The sequence below is a fragment of the Stutzerimonas stutzeri genome, assembly GCF_024448715.1.
GTDB classification, from domain to species: Bacteria; Pseudomonadota; Gammaproteobacteria; order Pseudomonadales; family Pseudomonadaceae; genus Stutzerimonas; species Stutzerimonas stutzeri_AR.
This window is the reverse complement of sequence record NZ_JAMOHZ010000007.1, coordinates 156614-181370: the sequence shown is the minus strand read 5'-3', so window position 1 is coordinate 181370 and position 24757 is coordinate 156614. Positions and strand designations below refer to the sequence as shown.

Genomic DNA, 24757 nt, shown 5'->3' with positions numbered 1-24757 from the left:
TCGACGATCCGAGAAAAGTTAAAACAAGGGATTTACATAATGGTTCGGGTTCGCAATCTGGTACTGGCAATCGCGGCTGCTACCGCGCTGACTTCCGAAATGGCTTATGCGCTGGGGCTGGGGGAGGTCACGCTGAAGTCGGCGCTTAACCAACCGCTGGTCGCTGAAATCGAACTGCTGGATGCGAAAACGTTGGCCCCGGGTGAGGTGGTTCCGGTTCTAGCTTCTGCCGAGGATTTCAATCGGGCTGGAGTTGATCGCCAATATTTTCTGACGGACCTGACCTTTACCCCTGTTTTGCGTCCTGACGGCAAGAGCGTCATTCGAATTTCATCGACAAAACCGGTTCGCGAACCCTATCTGAATTTCCTCGTCGAAGTTCTCTGGCCGAGTGGCCGTCTTCTGCGCGAATACACCTTGCTGCTGGACCCGCCGCTTTATTCTCCGGAAATCGCTGCTGCCGTCGCACCCCAGCTGCCGATTGCCGCTCCCGTTTCTCGACCGAGCTCGGCGTCTCGAGCGGCAACCCGATCTACACCTCTGAGCGCTCCCGCTAGTACCTCTTCGCTGCAGGGTGATCAGTACAAGGTCACCCCGAATGACACGCTTTGGGAAGTCGCCGAGCGCGCGCGTCAGGGCGGAACCGTGCATCAGACCATGCTGGCCATTCAGGACCTGAATCCAGACGCTTTCATTGGCGGCAACATCAATCGAATGAAGAACGGGCAGGTGCTTCGGCTGCCCAACGCCGAGCAAATTGGCAGCCGCTCGCAAGCGGAAGCGATTCAGCAAGTTGCGCAACAGAACGCCAGCTGGCGCCAGGGCGCGGGTTCGGTTGCTGCAGGTGCGCGTCAGCTCGACGCCACTCAGCGTAGCTCGGCCGGGGCTGCACCATCTCGCAGCGAGCAGGGCGATAATCTGCGACTGGTTGCACCGGAAACAGGCACTTCCACGACAGGCAGCGATAGCGGTACCGGCGAAGACACCAAAGCTCTGCGCGACAGGCTCGCCACTACCGAGGAAAGCCTCGATTCAAGTCGCCGTGAGAATCTGGATCTCAACGATCGCCTCAGCGATCTCCAAGGCCAACTGGACAAGCTGCAACGTTTAATGCAGCTCAAAGACGATCAGCTTGCCAAACTACAGGCCCAGCTAGCGACCGGAGCAGAGCCAGGGACTGATGCGGCGGCATCGGTAAATCCTCCGGTCGATCCAAGCGCTGATGTTGCGCCAGAATCCGGCGAGCCCGCACCTGAGGCAAATGCCGAGCCCGGAATTGCCCCTGAAACCTCGGCGCCCCAAGCGCCTCAGAACCAGCCAGTAGCGACCTCTGAGTCTGCCGAACAGGCGCCCACTGCCGCACCGGCTACAGTTGCTGAAGAGCCGAAGGAAGATAGCTACGTCGACGAACTGATGGCCAATCCTGTTCTGCTCGGCGTGCTGGGCGGTAGTGCGCTATTGCTACTGCTTGTCGGCTTGATGGCGTTGTCTCGTCGTAATGCCATGAAAGAGGCTGAACTGCAGGAAAGCCTGTTAGCCGATAGCGCACCGGACAATCTCTACGTAGCTGAGCGGGGGCTCGATTCATCTGATATCGAAGCGGCCGATCAGGGCGCTGCGGTAGATTTCGACAACAGTTCCTCCGACTCGCTTGCTGGCGCCAGTAACGACCCGCTTGCCGAAGCCGATATTTACATCGCCTATGGTCGTTTTAACCAGGCTGTTGATCTCCTGCAAAATGCGCTGAACGATGAGCCGCAGCGCAGCGATTTGCGTCTGAAGTTGATGGAGGTTTACGCCGAACTCGGTGATCGCGATGGTTTCGCGCGGCAAGAGGCGGAGCTTCGTGACATCGGAGGCGCTTCGGCCGGTATCGACCAGATAAAGAACAGATACCCTGCGATGGTTGCCGCAGCCGCTACTGGCACCGCAGCAGTCGCCGCAAGTGATGAGGGTTTCGATAGTTTCAGCCTGGATGATCTCGAGCTCGACGAGCCTGCCCCTGCCTCCGTTGCAGAGCAAGGCACCGACGAAGCCTTCGATCTTAATTTTGACGATCTTGAACTGGACGACGGCCTGTCGGAGACTGCAGTCGCGCCGACTAGCGACGCCGCTCCAGAACTAGATGAACTCAGCTTTGACGAACTTGGTCTTGATGCAGCGACGCAAGAGCAAGCCATGGATGACTTCTCTTTCGATGTGGAAAAATCGTCGAAGCCGAATGATGTGTCCCTTGAGGGTGAGCTCGCAGGCTTCTCGCTTGATCTCGATGATGATCAGCCGGCAACACCGGCTAATGAAGAGTTGATGCTGAGTCTCGATGACGCACCGTCAGCACCTGCGTCGCTCGAGCCTGCCGCAGATGAGTTCGATTTCGAACTTTCCGATTCGGCACAGCCCGCTGACATGCCGGATGAGTTCGACCTGTCGCTAGGTGACGAGCCCGCCGAAGAAGCGACGCCGGATACTTTCACCTCCGAACTGAATGAGGTCGAAGCCGAGCTGGACGACCTGTCGAATGATTTGGGGGAGCCGCTCGACCAGCCTGAGGTAGCCTCGGCTCCTGCGCCTGTTGAGTCGGGATCGGAGTCGCTTGACGATGACTTCGATTTCTTCTCCGACACAGACGAAACCACTACCAAGCTGGACCTCGCTCGCGCCTACATCGATATGGGTGATGCTGAAGGTGCGCGCGATATCCTCGATGAGGTCATGAGCGAAGGTAGCGACAATCAGCAGCAAGAGGCGCGCGAGATGCTCGCCAAACTAGCCTGACCATGATCGAAGCAGTACCTGAAGCGGCAGCCACATCGGCTGCCGCTGACGTTTTCAGAATTGCTCTTGGCGTCGAATATAAAGGTTCGCGGTATCGGGGTTTTCAGCGCCAGCGCGATGGTGTGCCGTCTATCCAGCTATCGCTGGAAAACGCATTAAGCAAGGTTGCCGGCGGTCATCCGGTAGTGCTGAGTTGTGCTGGGCGTACGGACGCTCTCGTTCACGCCTGCGCCCAGGTCGTGCACTTCGATACGCCAGTGACACGTTCCATGCACGCCTGGGTAATGGGCGCGAACATGAACTTGCCAGGTGACATTAGCGTGGCTTGGGCCAAGGAAATGCCCAAGCGTTTCGACGCACGTTTCAGCGCCATGGCGCGTCGTTATCGCTATGTCATCTACAACGACCAGATTCGACCGGCGCACCTCGCCGAAGAGGTGACTTGGAACCATCGTCCGCTGGATGTCGCGCGCATGCGCGAAGCGGCCCGAGCATTCGTGGGCACACACGACTTCAGTGCCTTCCGGGCGCGTCAATGCCAGGCGAAATCGCCAATCAAAACCATTCATCACCTGGAGTTGCTCGAGTACGGCCGGCTTATCGTGATCGATGTCCGTGCCAACGCTTTTTTACATCATATGGTGCGTAACTTTGCCGGTGTGCTGATGACCATTGGCGCGGGCGAGCGTCCTGTGGAATGGGCGCGAGAAGTACTCGAATCGCGAATACGGCGAACCGGTGGGGTCACTGCGCATCCCTACGGTCTGTATCTCGTTCAGGTGGATTACCCTGACGAGTTCGCATTGCCTGAACGCTATCTCGGGCCGCACTTTTTGTCGGGCTTGCCGGACGTGCGAACGTATCCGGGATAGCTGGGATTGTCGGAAGCGTTCATGGAAAAGCGGAGTCGCTCTCAGCGCGAAGCAGGTTGCAGCCTGTGGCGCTTTTGTTACCATCCGAGGTCTTTTATCGCAGGTAGCTGCCGTTGGCCATCGTCCGTAGCAAGATATGTGGAATCACCAGCGTTGAGGACGCGCTTGTTGCTGCCGACGCGGGAGCCGATGCGATCGGCTTGGTGTTCTATGCCAAGAGCCCGCGAGCGGTAAGTATTCAACAGGCGCGCGCGATCATTGCCGCGCTACCTCCTTTTGTTACCACGGTTGGCTTGTTCGTCAATGCGTCGCGCTGCGAACTCAACGAAACGCTCGATGCGGTATCGCTGGATATGTTGCAATTTCACGGGGATGAAACACCTGCCGACTGTGAAGGCTTCCACCGGCCTTGGTACAAGGCGCTTCGGGTCAGGGCTGGTGATGACATTCGCGGCCAGGCGGCTCGCTATGCGGGCGCTAGCGCGGTTCTGCTAGACACCTTTGTTTCTGGCATTCCAGGCGGGACAGGGGTTGTGTTTGATTGGTCCCTGATTCCTGCTGATCTACCCAAGCCTCTTATCCTTGCTGGCGGGCTTACCCCGCAGAATGTGCAACAGGCCATTGCCCAGGTGCGACCGTTCGCGGTCGACGTCAGTGGTGGGGTAGAGCTGCGCAAAGGCGTCAAGAATGCTGAGAGCGTACGTGAATTTGTTCGACGGGTTAGAGCGGCAATGTGACGAACCAAGGGTCCTTGCCGTCCAGTTACCATTCGCTGGATTGGCGAGCCCGCAGTCGATCTCGACATTGAATAGGGATCGAGTTCAGCGGTAGGGCCCTCCGGTCCATCGCCAACGTGACGCAGTGAGCTCCGACTGGAGACCGGTCGCAACGATAAATTTGCCTAGTGCGTGCAGTCGATACGTGCCGGGACTGAAAAGCTGTGGAGAACAAAAGCATGAGCAACTGGCTGGTAGACAAGCTGATCCCTTCGATCATGCGCTCGGAAACGCAGAAAAGCTCAGTGCCTGAAGGCTTATGGCACAAGTGTCCATCATGCGAGGCGGTGCTGTATCGCCCAGAGCTGGAAAAAACGCTGGATGTCTGCCCCAAGTGCCAGCATCACATGCGTATCGATGCGCGTACGCGCCTGGATATATTTCTCGACAAAGACGGACGCGAGGAACTCGGTTCCGATCTGGAGCCTGTCGACCGTCTGAAGTTTCGTGATAGCAAGAAATACAAGGATCGCCTCTCCGCTGCCCAGAAGCAGACCGGTGAAAAGGACGCCCTGATCGCTATGCGCGGAACGCTGTCTAGCATGCCGGTCGTAGCCTGTGCGTTCGAGTTCTCCTTCATGGGCGGCTCCATGGGAGCGATCGTTGGCGAGCGCTTCGTTCGTGCGGCGAATGCAGCGCTCGAGCAGCGATGCCCATTGGTCTGCTTCGCTGCCTCCGGCGGCGCACGGATGCAGGAAGCCCTGATCTCGCTAATGCAAATGGCCAAGACCTCCGCAGTATTAGCCCGTATGCGTGAAGAGGGACTGCCATTCATTTCTGTGCTTACCGACCCGGTTTACGGCGGCGTATCGGCTAGTCTGGCAATGCTCGGCGACGTTATCGTTGCAGAGCCCAAGGCGCTGATCGGCTTTGCCGGGCCGCGAGTCATCGAGCAGACAGTTCGCGAGAAACTGCCGGAAGGGTTCCAGCGCAGCGAATTCCTCCTTGATCACGGTGCCATTGATCTAATCATCCCGCGCGCCGAACTGCGTGCTCGTCTATCCCGTCTCCTCGCTCAGCTGCAACAGCTGCCGACACCGGCCGAACCCGCATTGGTGACGGCTGGCGCATGATCCAGCGGAGTCTGCAGGATTGGCTCGATTACCTCGAGCGGCTGCACCCTACCGCCATCGATATGGGCCTTGATCGTTGCCGTGAGGTAGCGACGAGGCTCGGGCTGACGCGTCCGGCCCCGCAAGTCGTCACTGTTACCGGTACTAATGGCAAGGGCTCGACCTGCGCATTCATCGCCCAAATGCTGGCAGGGCAAGACAAGAGGGTCGGCGTTTACAGCTCACCGCATCTGCTGCGTTACAACGAACGTGTGCGTATCAACGGTGCCGATGCCAGCGACACAGCACTGTGCGAAGCATTTGAAGCGGTTGAGCGCGCGCGCGGCTCCGTTTCTCTGACCTATTTCGAAATGGGTACGCTGGCCGCTTTTTGGCTTTTTGAACGCGGGGTGCTGGATGCCGTGGTTCTGGAGGTCGGGCTTGGTGGCCGTCTCGACGCGGTAAACCTGGTTGATGCCGACGTGGCGGTCGTCACCAATATCGGGCTGGATCATGCCGAATGGCTGGGGAACACACGCGAAAGCGTTGCGTTCGAGAAAGCAGGGATATTCCGTTGCGCAAAACCTGCCGTATGCGGTGATCCTGCCCCGCCAGAATCATTGCTTGAAAGCGCCGCCCGGTCCGCTGTGCCGTTGCTGGTGCGCGGGCGTGATTTCGATCTGGTGAGGGAAGCGGGGTGCTGGCATTGGCGTGGTCAGGATGGCGCAGGCAACCTGCTGGAGCTGCGAAATCTGCCGATACTTGCGCTGCCGCTGGAAAATGCAGCTTTGGCGTTGCAGGCGTTTGCGTTGCTTGAGCCTTCCTGGCAGCCGGAGCGGCTGACTGAATCGCTACAGAATACACGCGTTACCGGACGCCTGGATCGTCGAGCGATCCGTTGGCAAGGCCGCGACCTGTCGATACTGCTCGATGTTGGACACAACCCACACGCGGCTGCTTACTTGGCCCAGCAGCTCCAGGCGCAGCCAAAACGTGGACGGCGGCTTGCGGTTTTCGGTCTGCTGGCCGACAAGGATCTGGCTGGCGTGATCGATGCGTTGATGCCCGTTGTCGACAGCTGGGCCGTTGCGCCCCTCGCGTCATCTCGCTCTCGTCCCGCTGCCGAGCTAAGTGAGACATTGATGGAACGAGGCGCCTCCGTCAGTATCTACCCAGGTGTGTCTCAGGCGCTCGAAGGGCAGTGCGATCAGGCCTCCGAGGAAGACGAGATTCTACTGTTCGGATCTTTTTATTGTGTGGCTGAGGCGCTGGACTGGCTCGATCGGCACGCAGCGAATGGAGGGCAAAGCATTGGTGGATAAAGGATTGCTGCAACGTATCGTCGGTGCGTTGGTGCTGGTTGCGCTGGCGGTGATATTCGTGCCGATGCTGTTCAATCGTGAAGACGATGGCCGTCAGGTCGCTGTGGATGCGCCGGAGATGCCAGAGGCGCCTGCTACGCCTGTGATCGTGACGCAACCCGTTGAGGTGCCGGAACCAGAAGCCGAGCCTTTCCCGGAAGAGTTCGAGATCGTCGAAGAGGGACCGACAGCCGAATCGAAAGTGCCGGCAGCTCCCATCAGTCAGGTTCCGGTGCCTTCCACGGGGACGGAACCGACACCAGCCGAGCCTGAGTCAGCCACCACTCAAACGCCGGCAGCGCCAGCGGAAGAGCCGCGGCTGGATACGGCCAATCTACCGGTCAGCTGGTCGGTGCAGTTGGCCAGCCTGTCGAGTCGCGAGAACGCCGATAAGCTGCAGAAAACGCTTCGCTCCCAAGGCTACAACGCTTATGTACGTACGGCAGACGGGATGAATCGCGTATTCGTCGGGCCGCTTGTCGAGCGGGCGGAAGCCAATCGCTTGCGTGATCAGCTGCAGCGTCAGCAGAAGCTCGACGGTTTCGTCGTGCGCTTCAAACCTGAGCAGGGCTGAAGCCTGGATTGAGAGTCATCCGCTGCAGGCGGAACCGCTGGAGCTGGGCTTTGCAGTGTCAGTGTTCCGGCCAGCAGAAGGGGGATCGCGGCGCTTACTCCTTGGCAGGTGCTCTGCTAAAATACGCCGCCTTTCTTCTTTGTGGGAAACCCCGTGACGTTCACCTGGGTCGATTGGGCGTTTATCGCCGTTGTGGTCATCTCCAGCCTGATCAGTTTGAAACGCGGTTTCGTCAAGGAAGCGCTTTCTCTGCTCACCTGGATCATCGCTGGTGTGGTTGCCTGGATGTTCGGTGGCGCGCTTTCTCACCATCTCGCCGAGTTTATTAGCACTCCGTCCTTTCAGATCATCGCGGCATGCGCGATTCTGTTCGTGGTGACGCTGCTCGTAGGCGCGCTGGTCAACTTTCTTATAGGGGAACTGGTTCGGGTTACCGGCCTGTCCGGTACGGATCGCTTTCTGGGAATGGTCTTCGGTGCAGCTCGAGGCGGGCTGCTGATCGTGGTGCTGGTTGGCTTGCTCAGCCTTGCACCCGTGCAACAGGATCCTTGGTGGCGTGAGTCAACATTGCTGCCACATTTCTTGTTGGTCGCTGATTGGTCGAAGAATCTGATTCTTGGGTTTGGGAGCCAATGGGTAGCTGGCTCGCTCGATGCTTCCGGCTGAGACGAGCATTTTTACAACGAGCGTGCCGTGGGCTTTCGAGCCGGTGTCACGTCCGGATCAGTCTGTAACAACTGAGAGGTTCCTTGCATGTGTGGCATTGTCGGCATCGTCGGTAAGTCGAACGTCAATCAGGCGTTGTATGACGCACTTACCGTACTGCAACACCGTGGGCAGGATGCAGCCGGAATCGTGACCAGTGACGGTGGCAAGCTGTTTCTGCGCAAGGACAATGGGCTGGTTCGCGATGTATTTCAGCAGCGTCACATGCAGCGCCTGGTTGGCAACATGGGCATCGGGCACGTCCGTTATCCCACCGCCGGCAGCTCTAGCTCAGCGGAGGCGCAGCCGTTTTATGTCAACTCGCCTTATGGCATTACGCTGGCGCATAACGGCAATCTGACCAACGTCGATCAGCTGACCAAGGAAATCTACGAATCCGACCTTCGGCATGTGAATACCAATTCCGACTCGGAAGTGCTACTCAACGTGTTCGCCCACGAGCTGGCCGTGCGCGGCAAGCTGCAGCCCACCGAGGAGGACGTCTTCGCTGCAGTGGCCAAGGTGCACGAGCGCTGTGTTGGTGGTTACGCGGTGGTGGCGATGGTGACCGGTTATGGCATCGTCGGCTTCCGCGATCCCCACGCCATTCGCCCGATCGTGTTCGGTCAACGCCACACTGACCAGGGCGTCGAATACATGATCGCCTCCGAAAGCGTCGCGCTGGACGTGCTGGGCTTCTCACTGATCCGTGATCTGGCGCCAGGCGAGGCGGTTTACATCACGTCGGACGGCAAGCTGCATACCCGTCAGTGCGCGCCGAACCCTCACTATGCGCCCTGCATCTTCGAGCATGTCTACCTGGCGCGCTCGGACTCCCTGATGGATGGCGTTTCGGTATACAAGGCGCGCCTGCGGATGGGTGAGAAGCTGGCCGACAAGATTCTTCGCGAGCGCCCCGATCACGATATTGATGTGGTGATTCCTATCCCCGACACCAGCCGCACTGCAGCTTTGGAGCTGGCCAATCGCCTGGGCGTGAAATTCCGAGAAGGCTTCGTCAAGAATCGCTATATCGGCCGTACCTTCATCATGCCGGGCCAAGCTGCACGCAAGAAGTCGGTGCGGCAAAAGCTCAATGCCATCGATCTGGAGTTTCGCGGCAAGAACGTTATGTTGGTAGACGACTCCATCGTGCGGGGCACCACCTGCAAACAGATCATCCAGATGGCCCGCGAAGCGGGAGCGAAAAACGTCTATTTCTGTTCCGCTGCACCTGCCGTCCGTTTCCCGAACGTCTACGGGATCGACATGCCTAGTGCCCACGAGCTGATTGCGCATAACCGTAGCACTGAAGAAGTCGCTGAGCTGATTGGCGCCGACTGGCTGATCTATCAAGATCTGGCTGATCTGATCGACGCGGTCGGTGGCGGCAAGGTAAAGATCGAGAATTTCGATTGCGCGGTATTCGACGGCAAATATGTCACTGGCGACATCGATGAGGTTTACTTGCACAAGATCGAGCAGGCGCGTAATGACCTGAGCAAGACCCAGGTCAATATGGGTAGCGCCATTATCGACCTCTATAACAACTGATCGACAAAATGGCGGCGATGCCGCCTCGGTTCAGGGTGGAAACGACTATGACAATCGACTGGGACGCTGGCCGGCTGGACAGTGATCTGTCTGGCGCACGCATGGATACGCTGGCCGTTCGTGCCGGCCAACATCGCTCTCCCGAAGGCGAGCACGGTGAACCGCTGTTCTTTACCTCCAGCTACGTTTTTCGTAGCGCCGCCGATGCCGCTGCGCGTTTTGCTGGCGAAGTGCCGGGAAATGTCTATTCGCGTTATACCAACCCGACCGTGCGCGCGTTCGAGGAGCGCATCGCCGCCATGGAAGGAGCCGAGCAGGCCGTGGCGACCGCGTCCGGCATGGCTGCGATCCTGGCGACGGTGATGAGCCTGTGTTCCGCCGGCGATCATGTGCTGGTTTCGCGTAGCGTCTTCGGCGCGACGGTTTCGTTGTTTGAGAAATACCTCAAGCGCTTCGGACTGGAGGTCGATTACGTGCCGCTCACGGATGTGGGCGTCTGGGAGCCGGCTTTCAAGACCAACACCAAGCTGGTTTTCGTTGAGTCTCCTTCGAACCCTCTGGCTGAGCTGGTAGATATCGAGGCGCTGGCCAAGCTTTGTCACGCCAAGGGCGCCATGCTGGCGGTGGATAACTGCTTCTGTACGCCGGTATTGCAGCAGCCTTTGTCGCTCGGGGCCGATATTGTCATCCATTCCGCGACCAAGTACATCGATGGGCAGGGGCGCTGCTTGGGTGGTGTGGTTGCTGGGCGCGCCGAGCAGATGAAAGAAGTGGTGGGCTTTTTGCGCACGGCTGGCCCGACATTGAGCCCTTTCAATGCGTGGGTATTCCTCAAGGGCTTGGAAACCCTGCGGCTGCGTATGCAGGCCCATTGCGCTAGCGCTCAGGTGCTCGCCGAGTGGCTCGAGCAGCAACCGGGTGTGGAGAAAGTGTATTACGCCGGTTTGCCAAGCCACCCGCAACATGCTTTGGCCAAGCGCCAGCAGAAAGGCTTCGGTGCGGTATTGAGTTTCGAGGTGGCGGGGGGCAAGGAGGGCGCGTGGCGTTTCATCGACGCGACCCGGTTGATTTCCATCACCGCCAATCTGGGTGACAGCAAGACCACCATCACCCATCCGGGATCGACCACGCATGGCCGGCTTTCCGCGGAAGACCGCGCGACCGCTGGGATTCGCGACAGCCTCATCCGTGTGGCGGTGGGTCTGGAAGACGTGGCTGACTTGAAGGTCGATCTGGCTCGCGGGTTGGCGGCGCTCTGATGCAGGTGCGGCCCGCAAGGGCTGCATTGACCGTCCATCAATCGCTGGCAGGTTCGAAATTCACCACGAAGCCATCCAGGCGCTGTTCTTCAGATAGTTGCTCGCGGAGCCGATTGGCTTCCTGGCGCTGATCTACCGGCCCGACGAAGACGCGATGCGTACGTCCTGTCGTTCTGATGTAAGCATCAAATCCTTCAGCGAGCAGCTTTTCCCGTAGCGCCGTGGCGCTATTGCGGTTTTGCAGGCTTGCCAGCTGTACGGACCAGCCCGAACGCACCGATGGCTGTTCCTGGAGTTGGGGCTGCGGCGTAAAGGTCTCCGGTGCTCGTTGCGTCGCCGGTGCGCTAGGCACAGCACTGCGTTGCGCCGGCTCGTTGGAACGAAGATCGATTGCCGGGGCAGGTTGCCCCTGGCCATCGAACAGTCGCTCAGGCGTGGCGGGCAGAATGCTCGGGCTGTCCGAATCGGTCTCGATGATCCGGATGTCGCTGTATTTCTTGCCGGACAGCGCCGCCAGCCCCGCGCGATCACGGACGACCGTTGGCCGCAAAAATACCATCAGGTTGCGCTTGACGTGAGTTTCCTGAGTGGAACGAAACAGCGCTCCTAGGAATGGAATGTCCCCAAGCAGCGGGACCTTAGAATCTGTGAGGGTTACATCATCCTGAATGAGACCGCCAAGCACGATTACCTGACCGTCCTCGGCAAGAATGGTGCTTTTGATCGAACGCTTGTTCGTCACCAAGTCCACGGCCTGGGCCGAAATTGATGCCGACGGCGCAATCGAAGAGATTTCCTGCTCGATTTCCAGGCGCAGCGTAGCGCCGTCGTTGATGTGCGGCACCACCTTCAGTGTCACACCCACGTCCTCTCGCTCGATGGTGGTAAACGGATTGTTTGCACCAGCTGAGTCCGTCGTATAACTACCGGTCTGAAAGGGCACGTTCTGCCCGACAAGAATCTCGGCCTCCTGATTGTCCAGCGTCAGCAGACTAGGCGTGGAGAGCAGATTGCTCTTACTGTTGGCCGACAGCGCAGTGATCAACGCACCGAAACTGCGCGTGCCCAAACCAATAATCGCGCCGTCGGGAAGGTCGCTAGGGATCTCGCCCTCATCGATCGCGTTGAGCACGCTGCCGATCGATATCCCGGTATTGCCGAAGCTGACACCGCCGACGCCGCCTGTGCTGCCACGTGCGTCTACCGCCCACTGCACGCCGAGCGCGTCGGTGATATCGCCGGATACCTCGACGATGGCCGCTTCGACCATGACCTGCGCGCGCGGGACGTCGAGCTGTCGAACAATCGACTCCAATGTGCCGATCAGCTCGGGCTCGGCGAGCATCACCAGCGCGTTGAGGCTTTCGTCGGCGCGAATCAGGATATCCTGTGGCCTTCCACCTTGAGCTTCGCCGTCAGTAGGCGTGGCGAGCCCCTCCGAAATATCGCCGAGCATCTCTGCTAGCGCTTTTGCGTCGTTGTGGCGCAGGCGGATGACCCGTGTATTTGCGGATCGGGTGCTGGGCGTGTCGAGCGTTTTCGCCAGGTTGGCGAGCTTCTGCCGCGCTTGTTCCGGGCCGGTGAAAATGAGGCGATTGGTGCGTGAATCGGCGATGATCTGAGCGCCGGCGGTGTCTCTGGCTTCGCCGCGAGCCAGCGTGTTGCGAAGCACCTCGGCGATATCCACGGCCCAGCCATACTGCAGGTCCACCACACTGTGGTCGCCGGTTTGGGCGCGGTCGAGTTGACGAACCAAATCCTCGATGCGTGCAATATTCGCGCTGCGGTCGCTGATGATCAGCGCGTTGGCAGAGGCGACCGCGGCGAGGTGGCCGTATTGCGGAACCAGTGGTCGAATCAGTGGAATCAACTCGGTGGCAGAGGTGTGTTGGACTTGAATGACCCGGGTTTCCAGCAAGTCGCCGCCGGTCGGCCCGCCGCCAGCTTCCGATTTCGCTTCGGCGTTTGGCACAATTCGTGCGACCTCGCCTTGGGTGAGGACGCTGTAGCCGTGAGTCGCCATTACTGAAAGAAATAGCTGATAGACCTCGGACAATGAGAGCGTGGTCGACGACACCACGCTGACCTGCCCTTTTACTCGTGGGTCGACGATGAACGTCTGGCCGGTCAATTGGCTGATTTGATCGACGAAGGCACGGATATCCGCGTCCTTGAGATTGATCGTCCAGCCGTCCTGTTGAGTTTCGCTCGGCTCTATTCCCGGATCAGCTGCCAGCAGCGGCAGGGGGGCGGCGAGCAGGCCGGCAGCGAGTAGCGCAATGAGCGGGCGGGAGGAAAAAGGCAGCATCAGTCAGTCGTCTCTTCCGTGGGCGGTTCATTGGAGGGCATGTTCTCTGGCGGGTTATTTGACCCTTCCATTTGTTGGCGAAGCGCTTCCATCTGTTGTTGCAGCATTTCCGCCTGCGGGTCGAGTTGATCCATTTGTGCAGGTTCACTGTAGTCCGGCAGGTTATCGGGCACGGCAGTAACGGAGCGGGTGCTTGGAAAATATAGGCTTTCGATCTGGCCGCCGCGCTGTATTTCTACCCTGTCTGGATGAACGCTGTGCAGAGCCACGCCCGACTCCAGTTGCTCATCAATCCGATAGAGCTGCGGCGGCTGTCCGCTCAGCTGGATGATTGCCGTGGAGCGAGCAGGATCGGCATGAACGAAGCTTCCGAGCAAGGTTAGATCAGAACTCGTTGTACTGGGTGCATAGCTTTGGCTGGCTGGTGTTCCGAACAAGCTTTCCATGCGCTGTAAATCGGGTGCGACGCCAGCGGGTTGGCTGCTGTCAGCGCCGGTTGTAGGCGGCGCCTGGGTAAGTTGCAGCCATCCACTAATCTGGCCAGCTAGGTAGAGGCCGAAGAGCACAACGATAGCCGCACTGGCGATCATCGGCGCGTGCTGACGGGCTTTGTGCACTGCTGCGAGGGAAGCCAAGCTAGGTGCTCCATGAAGCTGAATGATGATGAGCTGATTGTTTGGTTCAACTGTAGTTCGAGGTGTTCGCTCCATCCAGACCGAGCCATGACAAAGAAGTACTTTAGTAGGCCAATGCAACTGACTGTTTTTCAGGCAAAAGGTGCCCGGCGGGCGATGAATCCTGAGCGTGCTTGCAAGTGGCCGTTATTTCTACGGAAAATAATGCTATGGCTGTTGACTTGATTCTGTTGGGTGCGTAAATTGCGCGCCTCGCAAGGCAATCAGCCTGTTGTATCAACGGTTGACTACTGCTTCACCGCAGGCCTTGCGAATCGGACGAAAGTCCGGCCGACGCGCAGCGGTAGTTCAGTCGGTTAGAATACCGGCCTGTCACGCCGGGGGTCGCGGGTTCGAGTCCCGTCCGCTGCGCCACATTCGCTTCTGGTTCATCTGAACGACTGGAAGCCTCGTTAAAAGCGGCCATATGGCCGCTTTTTTCGTTTTCATTCCCCGCTTCTGCCGTTTGCTTCTGCATTCCTACGCGCCGGAAATTGCTTTCCAATGCAATCGATGATTGGGTTAGGGCCGGAACCACCCGGCGAGCCCACTCTTTTCATCCGTTCTACGCTATCTGCGTCAATCTGTTACGGGGCGCAGAGCGCACCCTTGTGGTTTCCTGCTGTCTGTAATGCGTGATGACATCAATAAGCCAGGGGCAAGCGGCTACTGACGAGGGGTTGTTAATGTTCGGTTTGGAAGCTCTCGAGCTTGCGCGGATCCAGTTCGCTTTCACCATCTCCTTTCACATCATATTTCCGGCGATAACCATCGGGCTGGCCAGCTTCCTCGCCGTGTTGGAAGGGTTGTGGTTGAAGACCAAGCGCCAGGTGTACCGTGATCTCTACCATTTCTGGCTGAAGATTTTCGCCGTCAACTTCGGTATGGGCGTGGTTTCCGGCATCGTCATGGCTTACCAGTTCGGCACCAACTGGAGCGCCTTTTCCGAATTTGCGGGCAGTGTGACCGGACCGTTGCTGGCTTACGAGGTGCTTACTGCGTTTTTTCTCGAAGCCGGTTTCCTCGGGGTCATGCTGTTCGGCTGGAACCGTGTAGGACCGGGGCTACACTTCTTTTCTACCTTGATGGTGGCGGTCGGCACGCTGATTTCCACCTTCTGGATTCTCGCCTCGAACAGCTGGATGCATACACCTCAGGGCCACGAGATCATTGATGGCATCGTGGTCCCGGTGGACTGGTTCGCCATCGTCTTCAACCCCTCGTTTCCTTATCGTCTGACGCACATGGCGATTGCCGCGTTCCTGGCCACGGCATTCATAGTGGGTGCTTCCGCAGCTTGGCACTTGCTTCGCGGAAAGGACAATCCGGCGATCCGCAAGATGCTGTCGATGGCTATGTGGATGGCACTGCTCGTCGCACCAATCCAAGCGATGGTTGGCGACTTCCATGGCCTTAACACACTGGAACATCAGCCCGCGAAAATCGCTGCGATGGAAGGGCATTGGGATAATTCATCGGGCGAGCCGACGCCTTTGGTGCTGTTTGGTTGGCCGGACATGGAGCGTGAAGAGACGCGCTTCAAGGTAGAAATTCCCTATCTGGGTAGCCTGATTCTTAAACACAGCCTGACCGAGCCGATTCCGGCGCTCAAGGATTTCCCTCCGGAAGATCGGCCTAACTCGACCATCGTATTCTGGACGTTCCGGGTCATGGTCGCGCTGGGCTTCTTAATGATTTTCACGGGTTTGTGGAGCCTCTGGCTGCGGCGCAGCGGCCGTCTATACGCATCACGGCCTTTCCTGCGGCTGGCGCTGTGCATGGGGCCTTCGGGAATTATTGCGATCCTGGCGGGCTGGTTCACCACCGAAATCGGCCGCCAGCCCTGGGTGATCTACGGGGTGATGCGCACCTCGGACGCCGTCTCGAATCATGGCGCCGGACAACTCGGTCTGACGCTTGCGATGTTCGTGCTGATTTACTTTGCAGTCTTCGGCATCGGTTTCGTCTATGTGCTGCGCCTGATCGCCAAGGGGCCAGTCATCAACGAGGGCAACGAGAAAGGGGCCGGTGGGCCGGGTGAAAAGCGCACGCCGATGCGACCGCTTTCCGCCGCCGACGAGGCGATTCCCCACGACCATGGCGACCAATTGGGCGAGAGGAACTGAATATGGGCATCGATCTTTCGCTGATTTGGGCCGTCATCATCATCTTCGGCATCATGATGTACGTCGTAATGGATGGCTTCGACTTGGGTATTGGCATTCTTTTCCCGTTCCTGGCCGATACCTCTGAGCGCGACGTGGCGATGAATACCGTGGCGCCGATCTGGGACGGCAACGAAACATGGCTGGTGCTCGGTGGTGCCGGGCTATTCGCCGCGTTTCCGCTGGCCTACTCGGTGGTGCTCTCGGCATTGTATCTGCCGATCATCTTCATGCTCATGGGGCTGATTTTTCGCGGCGTTGCCTTTGAGTTCCGCTTTAAGTCGAGCGCGGCGCGCCAGCATATCTGGGATAAAGCGTTCGTCGGCGGCTCGCTGGCGGCGACGTTCTTTCAGGGTGTCGCGCTGGGGGCCTTCATCGACGGCTTCCCAGTGGCCGACCGCGCCTACGCCGGAGGTCCGTTGGATTGGTTGACACCGTTCTCGGTGTTTTGCGGCCTGGCTTTGATCGCCGCCTACGCGTTACTGGGCTGCACCTGGCTGATCATGAAAACCGCTGGCGATCTACAGAAGCGCATGCACGATATCGGCATACCGCTGGTATGGGCGGTCCTCGCCGTGACCGGCATCGTCAGCATATGGACACCGCTGACGCACCCGGACATCGCCGAGCGCTGGTTTAGCATGCCGAACCTGATCCTCTTTATGCCGGTGCCAATCCTCGTGCTGCTGTGCACCTTCGGGTTGCTGCGATCGATCGCGCGCTACGCCCATTACTCGCCGTTTCTGTTTACCCTGGCGTTGATTTTTCTGGGCTACAGCGGCCTGGGTATCAGCCTCTGGCCGAACATCATCCCGCCGTCCGTAAGTATTTGGGATGCCGCCGCGCCACCGCAGAGCCAAGGCTTCACCCTGGTTGGGGCGCTGCTGATCATTCCGCTGATCCTGATGTACACCGCATGGAGCTATTACGTGTTCCGCGGCAAGGTCAGCGCCGACGATGGCTACCACTGAGTCTGTCTCTTCACGGAGCCTCGCATGCAAAACAAGCACGAAAGTAGCGCGCCTGGACCAAAGCCGTTATGGAAGCGAATGACCTGGCTGGTGCTGATCTGGTCCGCCAGCGTGCTTGCGCTTGGTGTGGTCGCCTGGCTGTTGCGCCAGTTTATGACTGCGGCTGGTCTGTCGACGCCTTGAGCCTCACTCGTGGATGGCTTCAGCGCGATTGCGATGTGCGAGGGTTCATATTTTCTTCATAGGCCTGCGTTAACTTGCCTGGCATGGACTTTGTTAGCACATTGACTCCAGCAAGAGGAACGCTCCTATGGATGACTATCAGGACGAAATTCTCGAATGGCACGCGGCAGAGCAGGACGGTCTTGAACCTGCCGAAGACGCGTTCGAGCTTTGATGTCAGCCGGCGTGCCGCTGCGCGCGCCGATATTCCCCGGGTGTCTGCCCGCTCCAGCGCTTGAACGCACGTTGAAAAGCCTCCGCCGAGGAGAATCCGAGCAGCCAGGCGATTTCGCCGAACGCTGATTCGGTATCGCGAATGTAGGCCATCGCCAGGTCGCGTCGCGTGTCATTGAGGATGGCCCGATAGCTGGTGCCTTCTTCTTCCAACTTGCGGCGCAGCGTCCAGGGCGGAAGCTGCAGACGATTGGCGATCTGCTGCAAGTCCGGCTCCTGGCCCTTGAGCATCGGCCCCAAGAGTTGCGTTACCCGCTCATGGAGGCTGCGAGTGCGGGTGCGCTGCTCCAGCTCCGCTTCGCAGAGTTCCAGCAGCTGGCGCCAGGTGCCGGGACAATGCTCGGGGTTGCGCAATGCAAGCGTGGCCTTATCCAGCCGAAGTTGATTGTGCTCGGCACCAAACATCACGGGTTTCGCGAAAAACGCCTCATAGCATGCCACGTAGTCGGGGCGGTCGAATTCGATCTGAACCGCGGCAGGCGACAACGGACATGCTGCAATCGCCCTCAGCTGAGTGATCCAGCTGGCCAGCACGGTATCGACGACGAACCGGTTGTAGCCGTTGTATGGGCTGATCGAATAGAACCGCAACCAGGCACCTTCGGCGTCTTCATGAAACCCCGAGGCGCCACGGTAATTGGACGCATACAGCGGCTCGTAGCGAATCAACGTACGCGCCGCTTCACGAACAGTCGGCGCCTGGGTAGAAGTAACGCCAACCAAGCCGAGATGTCCGGCTTTGCGCAGCCGGCCCATCTCCAGCCCCAGGCCCGGATCGCCAGTCATCTGTATAGCCGAGTGACCGAGGCGCATGTACCGCGGGATCGACAGACGGGCATGCGGCTCCGAGAGGCGTGCCAGATCCAGTCCGTACGCTTCCAGCAGTGGTTTCGGGTCTATCTGTTTCTCCTGCAGTGCGCTGCTCAGGCTGTGCACGAACCCTACCGAGAGATCACCGAGCCGTACTCGCTGCCGGTTCATGACCGCTCCGGCAGCCAGAGATTGTTCAGTTGCACCGGCTCGCTATGGTTGTGTCGTGTATGTCTGTGGGGTGAGCCGACCAGATTCCAGGGCAATCCGAGCGTACGCACTTCCATGCGCGGCAGCTCAGTGCCCGTTGGGGCGGTGGCTGCGCAGGCACTGGACGGATCGTCTCGTGCGCCTGGTACGACGAGCAGTTCGGCATCGGCTGGAACGGAGCGGGTGTAGCCATCGCAGCCGATCAGCACGGTCAGTCGACCCGCGGGCGTCTGCAGTAAGGTCCGCGGCTGGTCGGTCGATGCTTCACTGTAGCGCTGCTCGTAACGAGTGAGCGCCATCTTGTGTTGCAGTGGTCCGATTGGTTCACCATTGGCGGCGAAGCTCAAACTGACCTGCCGGAGTGGACCGTCGCCGATCAGCAAACGACCGTCTTCAAGGCGAGGTTCCGGAAGCACGATGGAGCCCGCAACCAACGTCACGCCATAATCCCTTGCGAGGCCGCCGAAGATGAGTTGATAGTCATCGGCCATCTGTCGCGCCTTGATCTTCAGAGCCGCCTCCGTGCGGCGGTCGTCGCCTTCGTTGTTGAACAGCGCACGGAGATAATCCCAAGGGTTGCTCAGCGCCATCCATTGCATCGCATCGCGCAGCGTACGCGCCTGCTGAACCTCGGGTTTCTCGCCGAGGGCGAAGAGACCGGTTCCAACATGCTCGGGCAGCACGACAACGGTGCGTGCGTTCAGCAGCCCGGCATCGCGCGCCTGGTCGAGGTAGGTGGCGAACTTCAGCTGCAATCGCTCGCGACTTTGATAGTCGGCCGGCACCAGTCGGGTTTCGATCCCGAGCAGATTGCCGGCGGTTCCCGGTTGCCCCTGGATACTTATAGGTAGTGTGCGTAAGTCCGACAGCAAGGGGCCGCTGCGCCGATCACGCGTCCAGTCCAGGTAGATGACCATTGCGGAAATGGCGAGTACCGCCAGACCGAGCAGCTTGGTATGGGTGCGCATGAACAATTACTTTTTGGGTGAGCCAAGAGACTAGGCATCTGCCGTTCGCTTGCCAAGCCTTTTGTGCATTAGGATCAGAGAGTTGTCATTTCGAATCATTGAGCGCTCGGTGTCGCCTGTTTATCTTCGCGGCATAGCGACCACGACCCGACGAGGCGTGGCGGCCCTACCGTTGCATACATGGCACGAGCCTGTGCCGCCTGATCGAGGAACGAACATGACTGCCTTTCCGCATCTGCTGGCCCCGCTGGACTTGGGCTTCACCACGCTGCGTAATCGCACGCTGATGGGCTCGATGCATACCGGTCTCGAAGAAATGCCCAACGGGTTCGAGCGCATGGCGGCGTTCTTTGCCGAGCGTGCCCGCGGTGGTGTCGGCTTGATCGTCACCGGTGGCGTAGGGCCGAATGAGGAAGGCTCGGTGCGTGCCGGCGCGGCCAAGCTGTCCACCGCCGAAGAAGCCGAAGAGCACAAAATCGTTACCCAGGCCGTGCATGAGGCGGGCGGCAAGATCTGCATGCAAATTCTCCATGCAGGCCGTTACGCCTACAGTCCACAGTCGGTGGCGCCAAGCGCCATCCAGGCACCGATCAACCCCTTCACGCCGCGCGAGCTGAATGAAGAGGGCATCGAAAAGCAGATCCGCGACTTCGTCAATTGCGCCAGCCTGGCCCAGCGGGCAGGGTATGACGGTGTCGAAATCATGGGATCGGAAGGCTATTTCATCAACCAGTTCCTGGTCGCCCATACTAACCATCGCAATGATCGCTGGGGCGGCAGCTACGAAAACCGGATGCGCTTGCCGGTGGAAGTCGTTCGCCGCGTGAGGGAAGCGGTGGGACCAAAATTCATCATCATCTATCGCTTGTCCATGCTCGACCTGATGGAAGGCGGCAGTACTTGGGATGAGGTGGTGGTACTGGCCAAAGCCATCGAACAGGCCGGCGCGACGCTGATCAACACTGGCATCGGCTGGCATGAGGCGCGCATCCCGACCATCGCAACCAAGGTGCCGCGCGCGGCCTTTACCAAAGTAACGGCGAAGCTGCGCGGCGAGGTCGGCATTCCGCTGGTTACCACCAACCGCATCAACACCCCGGAAATCGCCGAGCAGGTGTTGGCCGAAGGCGATGCCGACATGGTGTCCATGGCGCGACCTTTCCTCGCCGATCCGGATTTCGTCAACAAGGCGGCGGCTGATCGCAGCGATACCATCAATACCTGCATCGGCTGTAACCAGGCCTGTCTCGACCACACGTTCGGCGGCAAGCTGACTACGTGCCTGGTCAATCCTCGCGCCTGCTACGAGACCGAGCTGAACTACATTCCCACCGCGGCGGTGAAGAAAATTGCGGTGGTCGGCGCGGGCCCGGCTGGTTTGGCGGCGGCCACGGTCGCTGCCGAGCGTGGCCACCACGTAACGCTGTTCGACTCGGCCAGCGAAATCGGCGGCCAGTTCAACGTCGCCAAACGTGTGCCGGGCAAGGAGGAGTTCTACGAGACCCTGCGCTACTTCAACAGCAAGCTTCAGAGCACCGGCGTCGATCTGCGTCTGAATACCCGCGTCAGTGCTACCGAACTGCTAGCTGGCGGCTACGACGAGATTGTTCTCGCCACCGGTATCGCACCACGCACGCCTGAGATTTCGGGAATCAAGCACCCAATGGTAATCAGCTACCTCGATGCGATTCTGCAGCGTAAGCCAGTGGGCCAGCGCGTCGCGGTGATTGGCGCGGGCGGCATAGGCTTCGATGTGTCTGAGTTCATCACTCATAGTGGCCAGTCGACCAGTCTGGATCGCGAAGCATTCTGGAAGGAGTGGGGCATCGATCTTGGGCTGGAGGCACGCGGCGGTGTTGCCGGTATCCAGCCGGCACCGCATGCATCGGCGCGCCAGGTGTATCTGCTGCAGCGCAAGAAATCCAAGGTGGGTAACGGACTGGGCAAGACCACCGGATGGATTCACCGGACCGGTCTGAAGAACAAACAGGTACAGATGATTAGCGCCGTGGAATATCTCAAGGTCGACGAGACCGGTCTGCACATCCGTGTTGCCGACGGTGAGCCGCAGGTGTTGCCAGTGGATACGGTGATCATCTGTGCCGGACAGGATCCGTTGCGTGAATTGCAGGCTGAGCTCGAAGCAGCTGGGCGCCATGTGCATTTGATTGGTGGAGCGGATGTGGCCGCCGAGCTGGATGCCAAGCGCGCGATCAATCAGGGTTCACGCCTCGCGGCCGAGATCTAGTTTCCAAGCCCCGCTCCGAGCGGGGCTTTCTCTTCAGGAGCATTGCATGAGCGCATCTCTATCGCTGCAACCCGCCGCTGCTACCAGCCTGCAATTTTGGCATCGAATGATCGAGACCCGGGATCTCAGCGCTCTACCCGAGCTGCTTCATTCGCGGGCGGTGTTTCGCTCTCCGATGGCATACAAGCCTTACGAGAGCGCGGCGGCCGTCAATTTGATCCTCAACACTGTGATCAAGGTCTTTGAAGACTTCGCCTATCACCGCGAGCTAGCTAGCGCTGACGGCTTGAGCGTAGTGCTGGAGTTCAGCGCACGCGTCGGTGACCGACAACTCAAGGGTATCGACCTGATTCGCTTCGACGAGTCCGGGTTGATCATTGATTTTGAAGTCATGGTGCGTCCCATGAGCGGTCTGCAGGCGCTCGGCGACGAAATGGCTCGGCGCTTGGCGCCTCAGCTTGCAGCGCTAAAGCCCCGATCAGCTTAATCCCAACCCTGTCACAATTTACCGGCGGCATCTCTTTGGGTTGGTCCGAACGCCGAGTTCGCTGCCAACCCAGTCACATTGCCGGTTTCGCTTTTTCCCCTAAACTTGCGCCGACCATGGGACTGCAGCGTCGATGCGCTCGCTATCTCAAAAACTCGCTGGCCGTTCATGCTGTTGAGGATGCCGAGCATGCAGAACAAACCGCAGACGGTCGAAGCCGTGCTGTTCTTCAATGATGGCGGCGTCTGCAAGGAAATGCTTTATCCGGAATTCGAGGCCATGCTCGACGGAGTCGTGAGCATGCCGGAGTTCGCCGACCAGCAAATGCGTGTCGCCTACGTGCTGGTCAATGCCCGCCTGCAGATTCGTGCGGCGGTGTTCTTTTATCTCGATTTCAACGAAGACGGTTCGGCAGACAGTGGCTGGAATATCCCGCTGCGCAATCTGGCCGAGCGCACAGGTCGCGGACCGGATCTGGGCGCCGGGCCGATTCGCCTGGCCTGCCGCAGCCAGTGCCCGGTGTCCTGGCACCAGATGCACCTGTGGGACCCGGAGCTGATCCAGGGCAAGAACCACTTCGTCATGCTGCGTGACCGGATAAAGCGTAATCAATTAGGTCTGCTGGTCGAAGACGAGGCACCTCAGACCGTGCCTGCCGAGCGGTTGCAGATGGTCGCCGAAGAAACCTGGTACGCGCCTGACCCAGCCAAGGAAGTCGCCACCCGGCGAGCCGAAAAGCTCGAACAGGAGCAGCGCCTCAAAGCCGCCCAACTCATCAAGCAGCAGCGTTTGCGCATCGCCAGCCTAGAGCAACAGCGCGAAGCCGATATCGCCAAGTTGCGCGAATTGGCCGTGCAGCAACAGGCTAAACTGCAGGACGAAATTGCCCAGTTGCGCCTCGATCTGCACCAGCATGAACAACGTGCCGCCGAATTGCGTGTACAGCTAAACGCCCAGGCCGAGAGCTTCCAAAAAAAACGTGAAGAGATGAGCCAGCAATTGCGCGCTTTGGAGCAGAACGGCCGCGCCGAAGCGGATGCCGCACGCGCGCAATTCGATAGCGAGATGCAAACGCAGATTGCAGCAGCGGTAGCCGAGTATAAGGAACAGGTGACGATCCGTAACGTTGAACTGGCCTACCGCAACGAGCTGGACAGCCAGTTACAGGATGAAATCGAACAGCTCCAGAAGCAACGTGATGCGCTCGTCGAGCAGAGCGGTGAGCGGGTACTGGAGCGGCTTTCACACATGGGCGTACTGTTCATGGCCTACCATCCTGGTGCCGGTCATCTGACCATCCCTCTGCAGGATATGGCGCGCTACCAGCAGAATCCTCTGGCATATGCTGCTGCCAAGTGCGGCGTATCCGAAGAGCAGTACGGTCAGTGGGTCCAGCATTACCAACAACCGAGCTGCGTTGCGACGCTGTCCAGCGGAGAGCGATGCAGCATGCCACTGGACAAAGTGGATTCTCCCGTCCGCTTCGTTATCGGTGAATCCAACTGCTGTGCCAGGCATCGGTCGCAAGGCCGGCTGCGCACCGGTAGCTGACGCGCTTGTCGGCGATCCCATCCAATTTTCCCGAATTAACGACAGCACCGTTGCAGCCAATCGATCTGCCCTGGCTGCAGCGAGCTGGCGTGCAGGTCGCCGTGCTGCGCCTGGATCTGGTCGATCCCGAGCTGTCCGGCAACAAGTTGTTCAAACTCGTCCATCATCTTCACACAGCACATGCGGCCGGCGCGCCGGGGCTTATCGGTCTCGGTGGGCCGCACTCCAATCATCTTCACGCAATGGCAGCTGCTGCAAAGCGCTCCGGCTTTGTCAGCGTCGGCTTGCTGCGCGGCAACCCACAGCTGACGCCAACCATAGAGGACCTACAAGGCTTCGGCATGCAACTGCACTGGCTGGGCTACGGCGGTTACCGTGAGCGGCACCAGCCGGGATTCTTCACACCCTGGCTTGAACAATATCCGGGCTATTACTGCGTGCCTGAAGGCGGGGGCGGGCTGTCTGGGGCTCTGGGTTGCGCACCGCTGGTGGCCCACGTGCAGGAACAGCTTGCAGCTCTCGGCTGGGTTGATCATGACGGTTGGTGGCTGGCAGCAGGGACCGGGACGACGCTGGCCGGGCTGGTCATCGGTGAGGCGGGACAGGTGCGCCGCCCGGTTTATGGCGCACTGGCCGGCCCGCCATCTCACGGCGTGGCGCAAGAGGTCTACAGGCTTTTGAAGGAGGCTGGAATCGCTAATGATGGTTATCAGCTATTCGATGCGAGCCGCGGTGGTTTCGGCCGTTTCGACGAGCCGCTTGCCCATTTTCTGTTCGAAACCGAGGCTGCCACAGGCCTGCCGTTGGAGCCGGTGTATACGGCAAAAGCGATGATGGCGTTGCGCCTTCATGTGGAGCGCGGTTATTTTGCCAAGGGCACGCGGCTCATCTTCATACACACCGGCGGCCTTCAAGGCCGACGAGCTGCCCAGACGCAACTGGACGAGCTGTTGCGCTGAATTATCGTTTTCTGGAAGCCAA

20 protein-coding genes and 1 tRNA gene are annotated in these 24757 nt (G+C 59.3%); 17 read left to right on the top strand and 4 right to left on the bottom strand.

The features are described from left to right. Nucleotides 1-39 precede the first annotated feature (39 nt). The 9 genes from NAV33_RS16385 to NAV33_RS16345 all read left to right on the top strand — a co-directional run bounded on the left by NAV33_RS16385 (nt 40) and on the right by NAV33_RS16345 (nt 10928). Entirely contained in the window at nt 40-2775 is a 2736-nt protein-coding gene (locus tag NAV33_RS16385) for a FimV/HubP family polar landmark protein (protein WP_255981944.1), read from the top strand. Nucleotides 2776-2777: 2 nt separating this feature from the next. Further along, nucleotides 2778-3647 (top strand): tRNA pseudouridine(38-40) synthase TruA, encoded by an 870-nt coding sequence (truA, locus tag NAV33_RS16380; protein WP_255981942.1) that lies wholly within the window; start codon nt 2778-2780, stop codon nt 3645-3647. 113 nt (nt 3648-3760) lie between these two features. Beyond that, the gene (locus NAV33_RS16375; protein ID WP_255981940.1) at nt 3761-4384 is read left to right on the top strand and encodes a phosphoribosylanthranilate isomerase; all 624 of its coding nucleotides are present in this window, start codon (nt 3761-3763) and stop codon (nt 4382-4384) included. Nucleotides 4385-4602: 218 nt separating this feature from the next. After that, a complete protein-coding gene (accD, locus tag NAV33_RS16370; protein WP_255981938.1) occupies nt 4603-5496 on the top strand; it encodes an acetyl-CoA carboxylase, carboxyltransferase subunit beta in 894 nt (297 codons plus the stop codon). Next, the gene (gene folC / locus NAV33_RS16365) at nt 5493-6797 is read left to right on the top strand and encodes a bifunctional tetrahydrofolate synthase/dihydrofolate synthase (protein WP_255981936.1); all 1305 of its coding nucleotides are present in this window, start codon (nt 5493-5495) and stop codon (nt 6795-6797) included. Before accD ends, folC begins: the two co-directional genes overlap by 4 nt. Then, nucleotides 6772-7410: an SPOR domain-containing protein gene (locus NAV33_RS16360; RefSeq protein ID WP_255981934.1), complete on the top strand. Its 639-nt coding sequence runs from the start codon at nt 6772-6774 to the stop codon at nt 7408-7410. The genes folC and NAV33_RS16360 overlap by 26 nt, the downstream gene beginning before the upstream one ends. Before the next feature lie 153 nt (nt 7411-7563). Then, the gene (locus NAV33_RS16355) at nt 7564-8076 is read left to right on the top strand and encodes a CvpA family protein (protein WP_255981931.1); all 513 of its coding nucleotides are present in this window, start codon (nt 7564-7566) and stop codon (nt 8074-8076) included. 87 nt (nt 8077-8163) lie between these two features. Beyond that, nucleotides 8164-9669 carry an amidophosphoribosyltransferase gene (purF, locus tag NAV33_RS16350; protein ID WP_255981929.1) on the top strand — a complete coding sequence of 502 codons (1506 nt, stop codon included), beginning with the start codon at nt 8164-8166 and terminating at the stop codon, nt 9667-9669. Nucleotides 9670-9716: 47 nt separating this feature from the next. Continuing rightward, complete coding sequence (locus NAV33_RS16345; RefSeq protein WP_255981927.1) at nt 9717-10928, top strand: O-succinylhomoserine sulfhydrylase; 1212 nt, start codon at nt 9717-9719, stop codon at nt 10926-10928. A 37-nt stretch (nt 10929-10965) separates the two neighbouring features. Here NAV33_RS16345 and gspD read toward each other — a convergent pair whose 3' ends face one another. Beyond that, nucleotides 10966-13236 carry a type II secretion system secretin GspD gene (gene gspD, locus NAV33_RS16340; RefSeq protein ID WP_255981925.1) on the bottom strand — a complete coding sequence of 757 codons (2271 nt, stop codon included), beginning with the start codon at nt 13234-13236 and terminating at the stop codon, nt 10966-10968. Further along, nucleotides 13236-13826, bottom strand: coding sequence for a type II secretion system protein N (locus NAV33_RS16335; protein WP_255981923.1), 591 nt, complete (start codon nt 13824-13826; stop codon nt 13236-13238). Before NAV33_RS16335 ends, gspD begins: the two co-directional genes overlap by 1 nt. A gap of 382 nt (nt 13827-14208) precedes the next feature. On the opposite strand from NAV33_RS16335, the gene NAV33_RS16330 reads away from it, so the two are divergent. The 4 genes from NAV33_RS16330 to NAV33_RS16315 all read left to right on the top strand — a co-directional run bounded on the left by NAV33_RS16330 (nt 14209) and on the right by NAV33_RS16315 (nt 17229). After that, a tRNA-Asp gene (locus NAV33_RS16330) sits at nt 14209-14285 on the top strand. A 311-nt stretch (nt 14286-14596) separates the two neighbouring features. After that, nucleotides 14597-16036, top strand: coding sequence for a cytochrome ubiquinol oxidase subunit I (locus NAV33_RS16325; protein ID WP_255981921.1), 1440 nt, complete (start codon nt 14597-14599; stop codon nt 16034-16036). 2 nt (nt 16037-16038) lie between these two features. Continuing rightward, the gene (gene cydB / locus NAV33_RS16320) at nt 16039-17046 is read left to right on the top strand and encodes a cytochrome d ubiquinol oxidase subunit II (protein WP_255981919.1); all 1008 of its coding nucleotides are present in this window, start codon (nt 16039-16041) and stop codon (nt 17044-17046) included. Between the two features lie 24 nt (nt 17047-17070). Next, entirely contained in the window at nt 17071-17229 is a 159-nt protein-coding gene (locus tag NAV33_RS16315) for a DUF2474 domain-containing protein (RefSeq protein ID WP_255981917.1), read from the top strand. 216 nt (nt 17230-17445) lie between these two features. Here NAV33_RS16315 and NAV33_RS16310 read toward each other — a convergent pair whose 3' ends face one another. Next, nucleotides 17446-18483, bottom strand: coding sequence for an AraC family transcriptional regulator (locus tag NAV33_RS16310; protein WP_255981915.1), 1038 nt, complete (start codon nt 18481-18483; stop codon nt 17446-17448). After that, nucleotides 18480-19490: a carbon-nitrogen hydrolase gene (locus NAV33_RS16305; protein WP_255981913.1), complete on the bottom strand. Its 1011-nt coding sequence runs from the start codon at nt 19488-19490 to the stop codon at nt 18480-18482. The genes NAV33_RS16310 and NAV33_RS16305 overlap by 4 nt, the downstream gene beginning before the upstream one ends. A gap of 217 nt (nt 19491-19707) precedes the next feature. Here NAV33_RS16305 and NAV33_RS16300 point away from each other — a divergent pair, with 217 nt between their 5' ends. From NAV33_RS16300 to NAV33_RS16285, 4 genes are all read left to right on the top strand, one after another. Next, complete coding sequence (locus NAV33_RS16300) at nt 19708-21738, top strand: NADPH-dependent 2,4-dienoyl-CoA reductase (protein WP_255981911.1); 2031 nt, start codon at nt 19708-19710, stop codon at nt 21736-21738. A gap of 46 nt (nt 21739-21784) precedes the next feature. Further along, on the top strand, nt 21785-22225 hold the full coding sequence (locus NAV33_RS16295) for a nuclear transport factor 2 family protein (protein ID WP_255981908.1): 441 nt from the start codon (nt 21785-21787) through the stop codon (nt 22223-22225). 189 nt (nt 22226-22414) lie between these two features. Continuing rightward, nucleotides 22415-23776 carry a chromosome partitioning protein ParA gene (locus NAV33_RS16290; RefSeq protein WP_255981906.1) on the top strand — a complete coding sequence of 454 codons (1362 nt, stop codon included), beginning with the start codon at nt 22415-22417 and terminating at the stop codon, nt 23774-23776. Nucleotides 23777-23826: 50 nt separating this feature from the next. Continuing rightward, the gene (locus tag NAV33_RS16285) at nt 23827-24735 is read left to right on the top strand and encodes a 1-aminocyclopropane-1-carboxylate deaminase/D-cysteine desulfhydrase (protein ID WP_255981904.1); all 909 of its coding nucleotides are present in this window, start codon (nt 23827-23829) and stop codon (nt 24733-24735) included. Nucleotides 24736-24757 lie beyond the last annotated feature (22 nt).

Excerpts from the sequence above, each read along its gene's own strand:
- NAV33_RS16385 (WP_255981944.1), top strand. The coding sequence starts at position 40 with ATGGTTCGGGTTCGCAATCTGGTACTGGCAATCGCGGCTGCTACCGCG.
- truA (WP_255981942.1), top strand. The coding sequence starts at position 2,778 with ATGATCGAAGCAGTACCTGAAGCGGCAGCCACATCGGCTGCCGCTGAC.
- accD (WP_255981938.1), top strand. The coding sequence starts at position 4,603 with ATGAGCAACTGGCTGGTAGACAAGCTGATCCCTTCGATCATGCGCTCG.
- folC (WP_255981936.1), top strand. The coding sequence starts at position 5,493 with ATGATCCAGCGGAGTCTGCAGGATTGGCTCGATTACCTCGAGCGGCTG.
- NAV33_RS16360 (WP_255981934.1), top strand. The coding sequence starts at position 6,772 with ATGGAGGGCAAAGCATTGGTGGATAAAGGATTGCTGCAACGTATCGTC.
- purF (WP_255981929.1), top strand. The coding sequence starts at position 8,164 with ATGTGTGGCATTGTCGGCATCGTCGGTAAGTCGAACGTCAATCAGGCG.
- NAV33_RS16345 (WP_255981927.1), top strand. The coding sequence starts at position 9,717 with ATGACAATCGACTGGGACGCTGGCCGGCTGGACAGTGATCTGTCTGGC.
- gspD (WP_255981925.1), bottom strand. The coding sequence starts at position 13,236 with ATGCTGCCTTTTTCCTCCCGCCCGCTCATTGCGCTACTCGCTGCCGGC.
- NAV33_RS16335 (WP_255981923.1), bottom strand. The coding sequence starts at position 13,826 with ATGATCGCCAGTGCGGCTATCGTTGTGCTCTTCGGCCTCTACCTAGCT.
- NAV33_RS16325 (WP_255981921.1), top strand. The coding sequence starts at position 14,597 with ATGTTCGGTTTGGAAGCTCTCGAGCTTGCGCGGATCCAGTTCGCTTTC.
- cydB (WP_255981919.1), top strand. The coding sequence starts at position 16,039 with ATGGGCATCGATCTTTCGCTGATTTGGGCCGTCATCATCATCTTCGGC.
- NAV33_RS16315 (WP_255981917.1), top strand. The coding sequence starts at position 17,071 with ATGCAAAACAAGCACGAAAGTAGCGCGCCTGGACCAAAGCCGTTATGG.
- NAV33_RS16310 (WP_255981915.1), bottom strand. The coding sequence starts at position 18,483 with ATGAACCGGCAGCGAGTACGGCTCGGTGATCTCTCGGTAGGGTTCGTG.
- NAV33_RS16305 (WP_255981913.1), bottom strand. The coding sequence starts at position 19,490 with ATGCGCACCCATACCAAGCTGCTCGGTCTGGCGGTACTCGCCATTTCC.
- NAV33_RS16300 (WP_255981911.1), top strand. The coding sequence starts at position 19,708 with ATGACTGCCTTTCCGCATCTGCTGGCCCCGCTGGACTTGGGCTTCACC.
- NAV33_RS16295 (WP_255981908.1), top strand. The coding sequence starts at position 21,785 with ATGAGCGCATCTCTATCGCTGCAACCCGCCGCTGCTACCAGCCTGCAA.
- NAV33_RS16290 (WP_255981906.1), top strand. The coding sequence starts at position 22,415 with ATGCAGAACAAACCGCAGACGGTCGAAGCCGTGCTGTTCTTCAATGAT.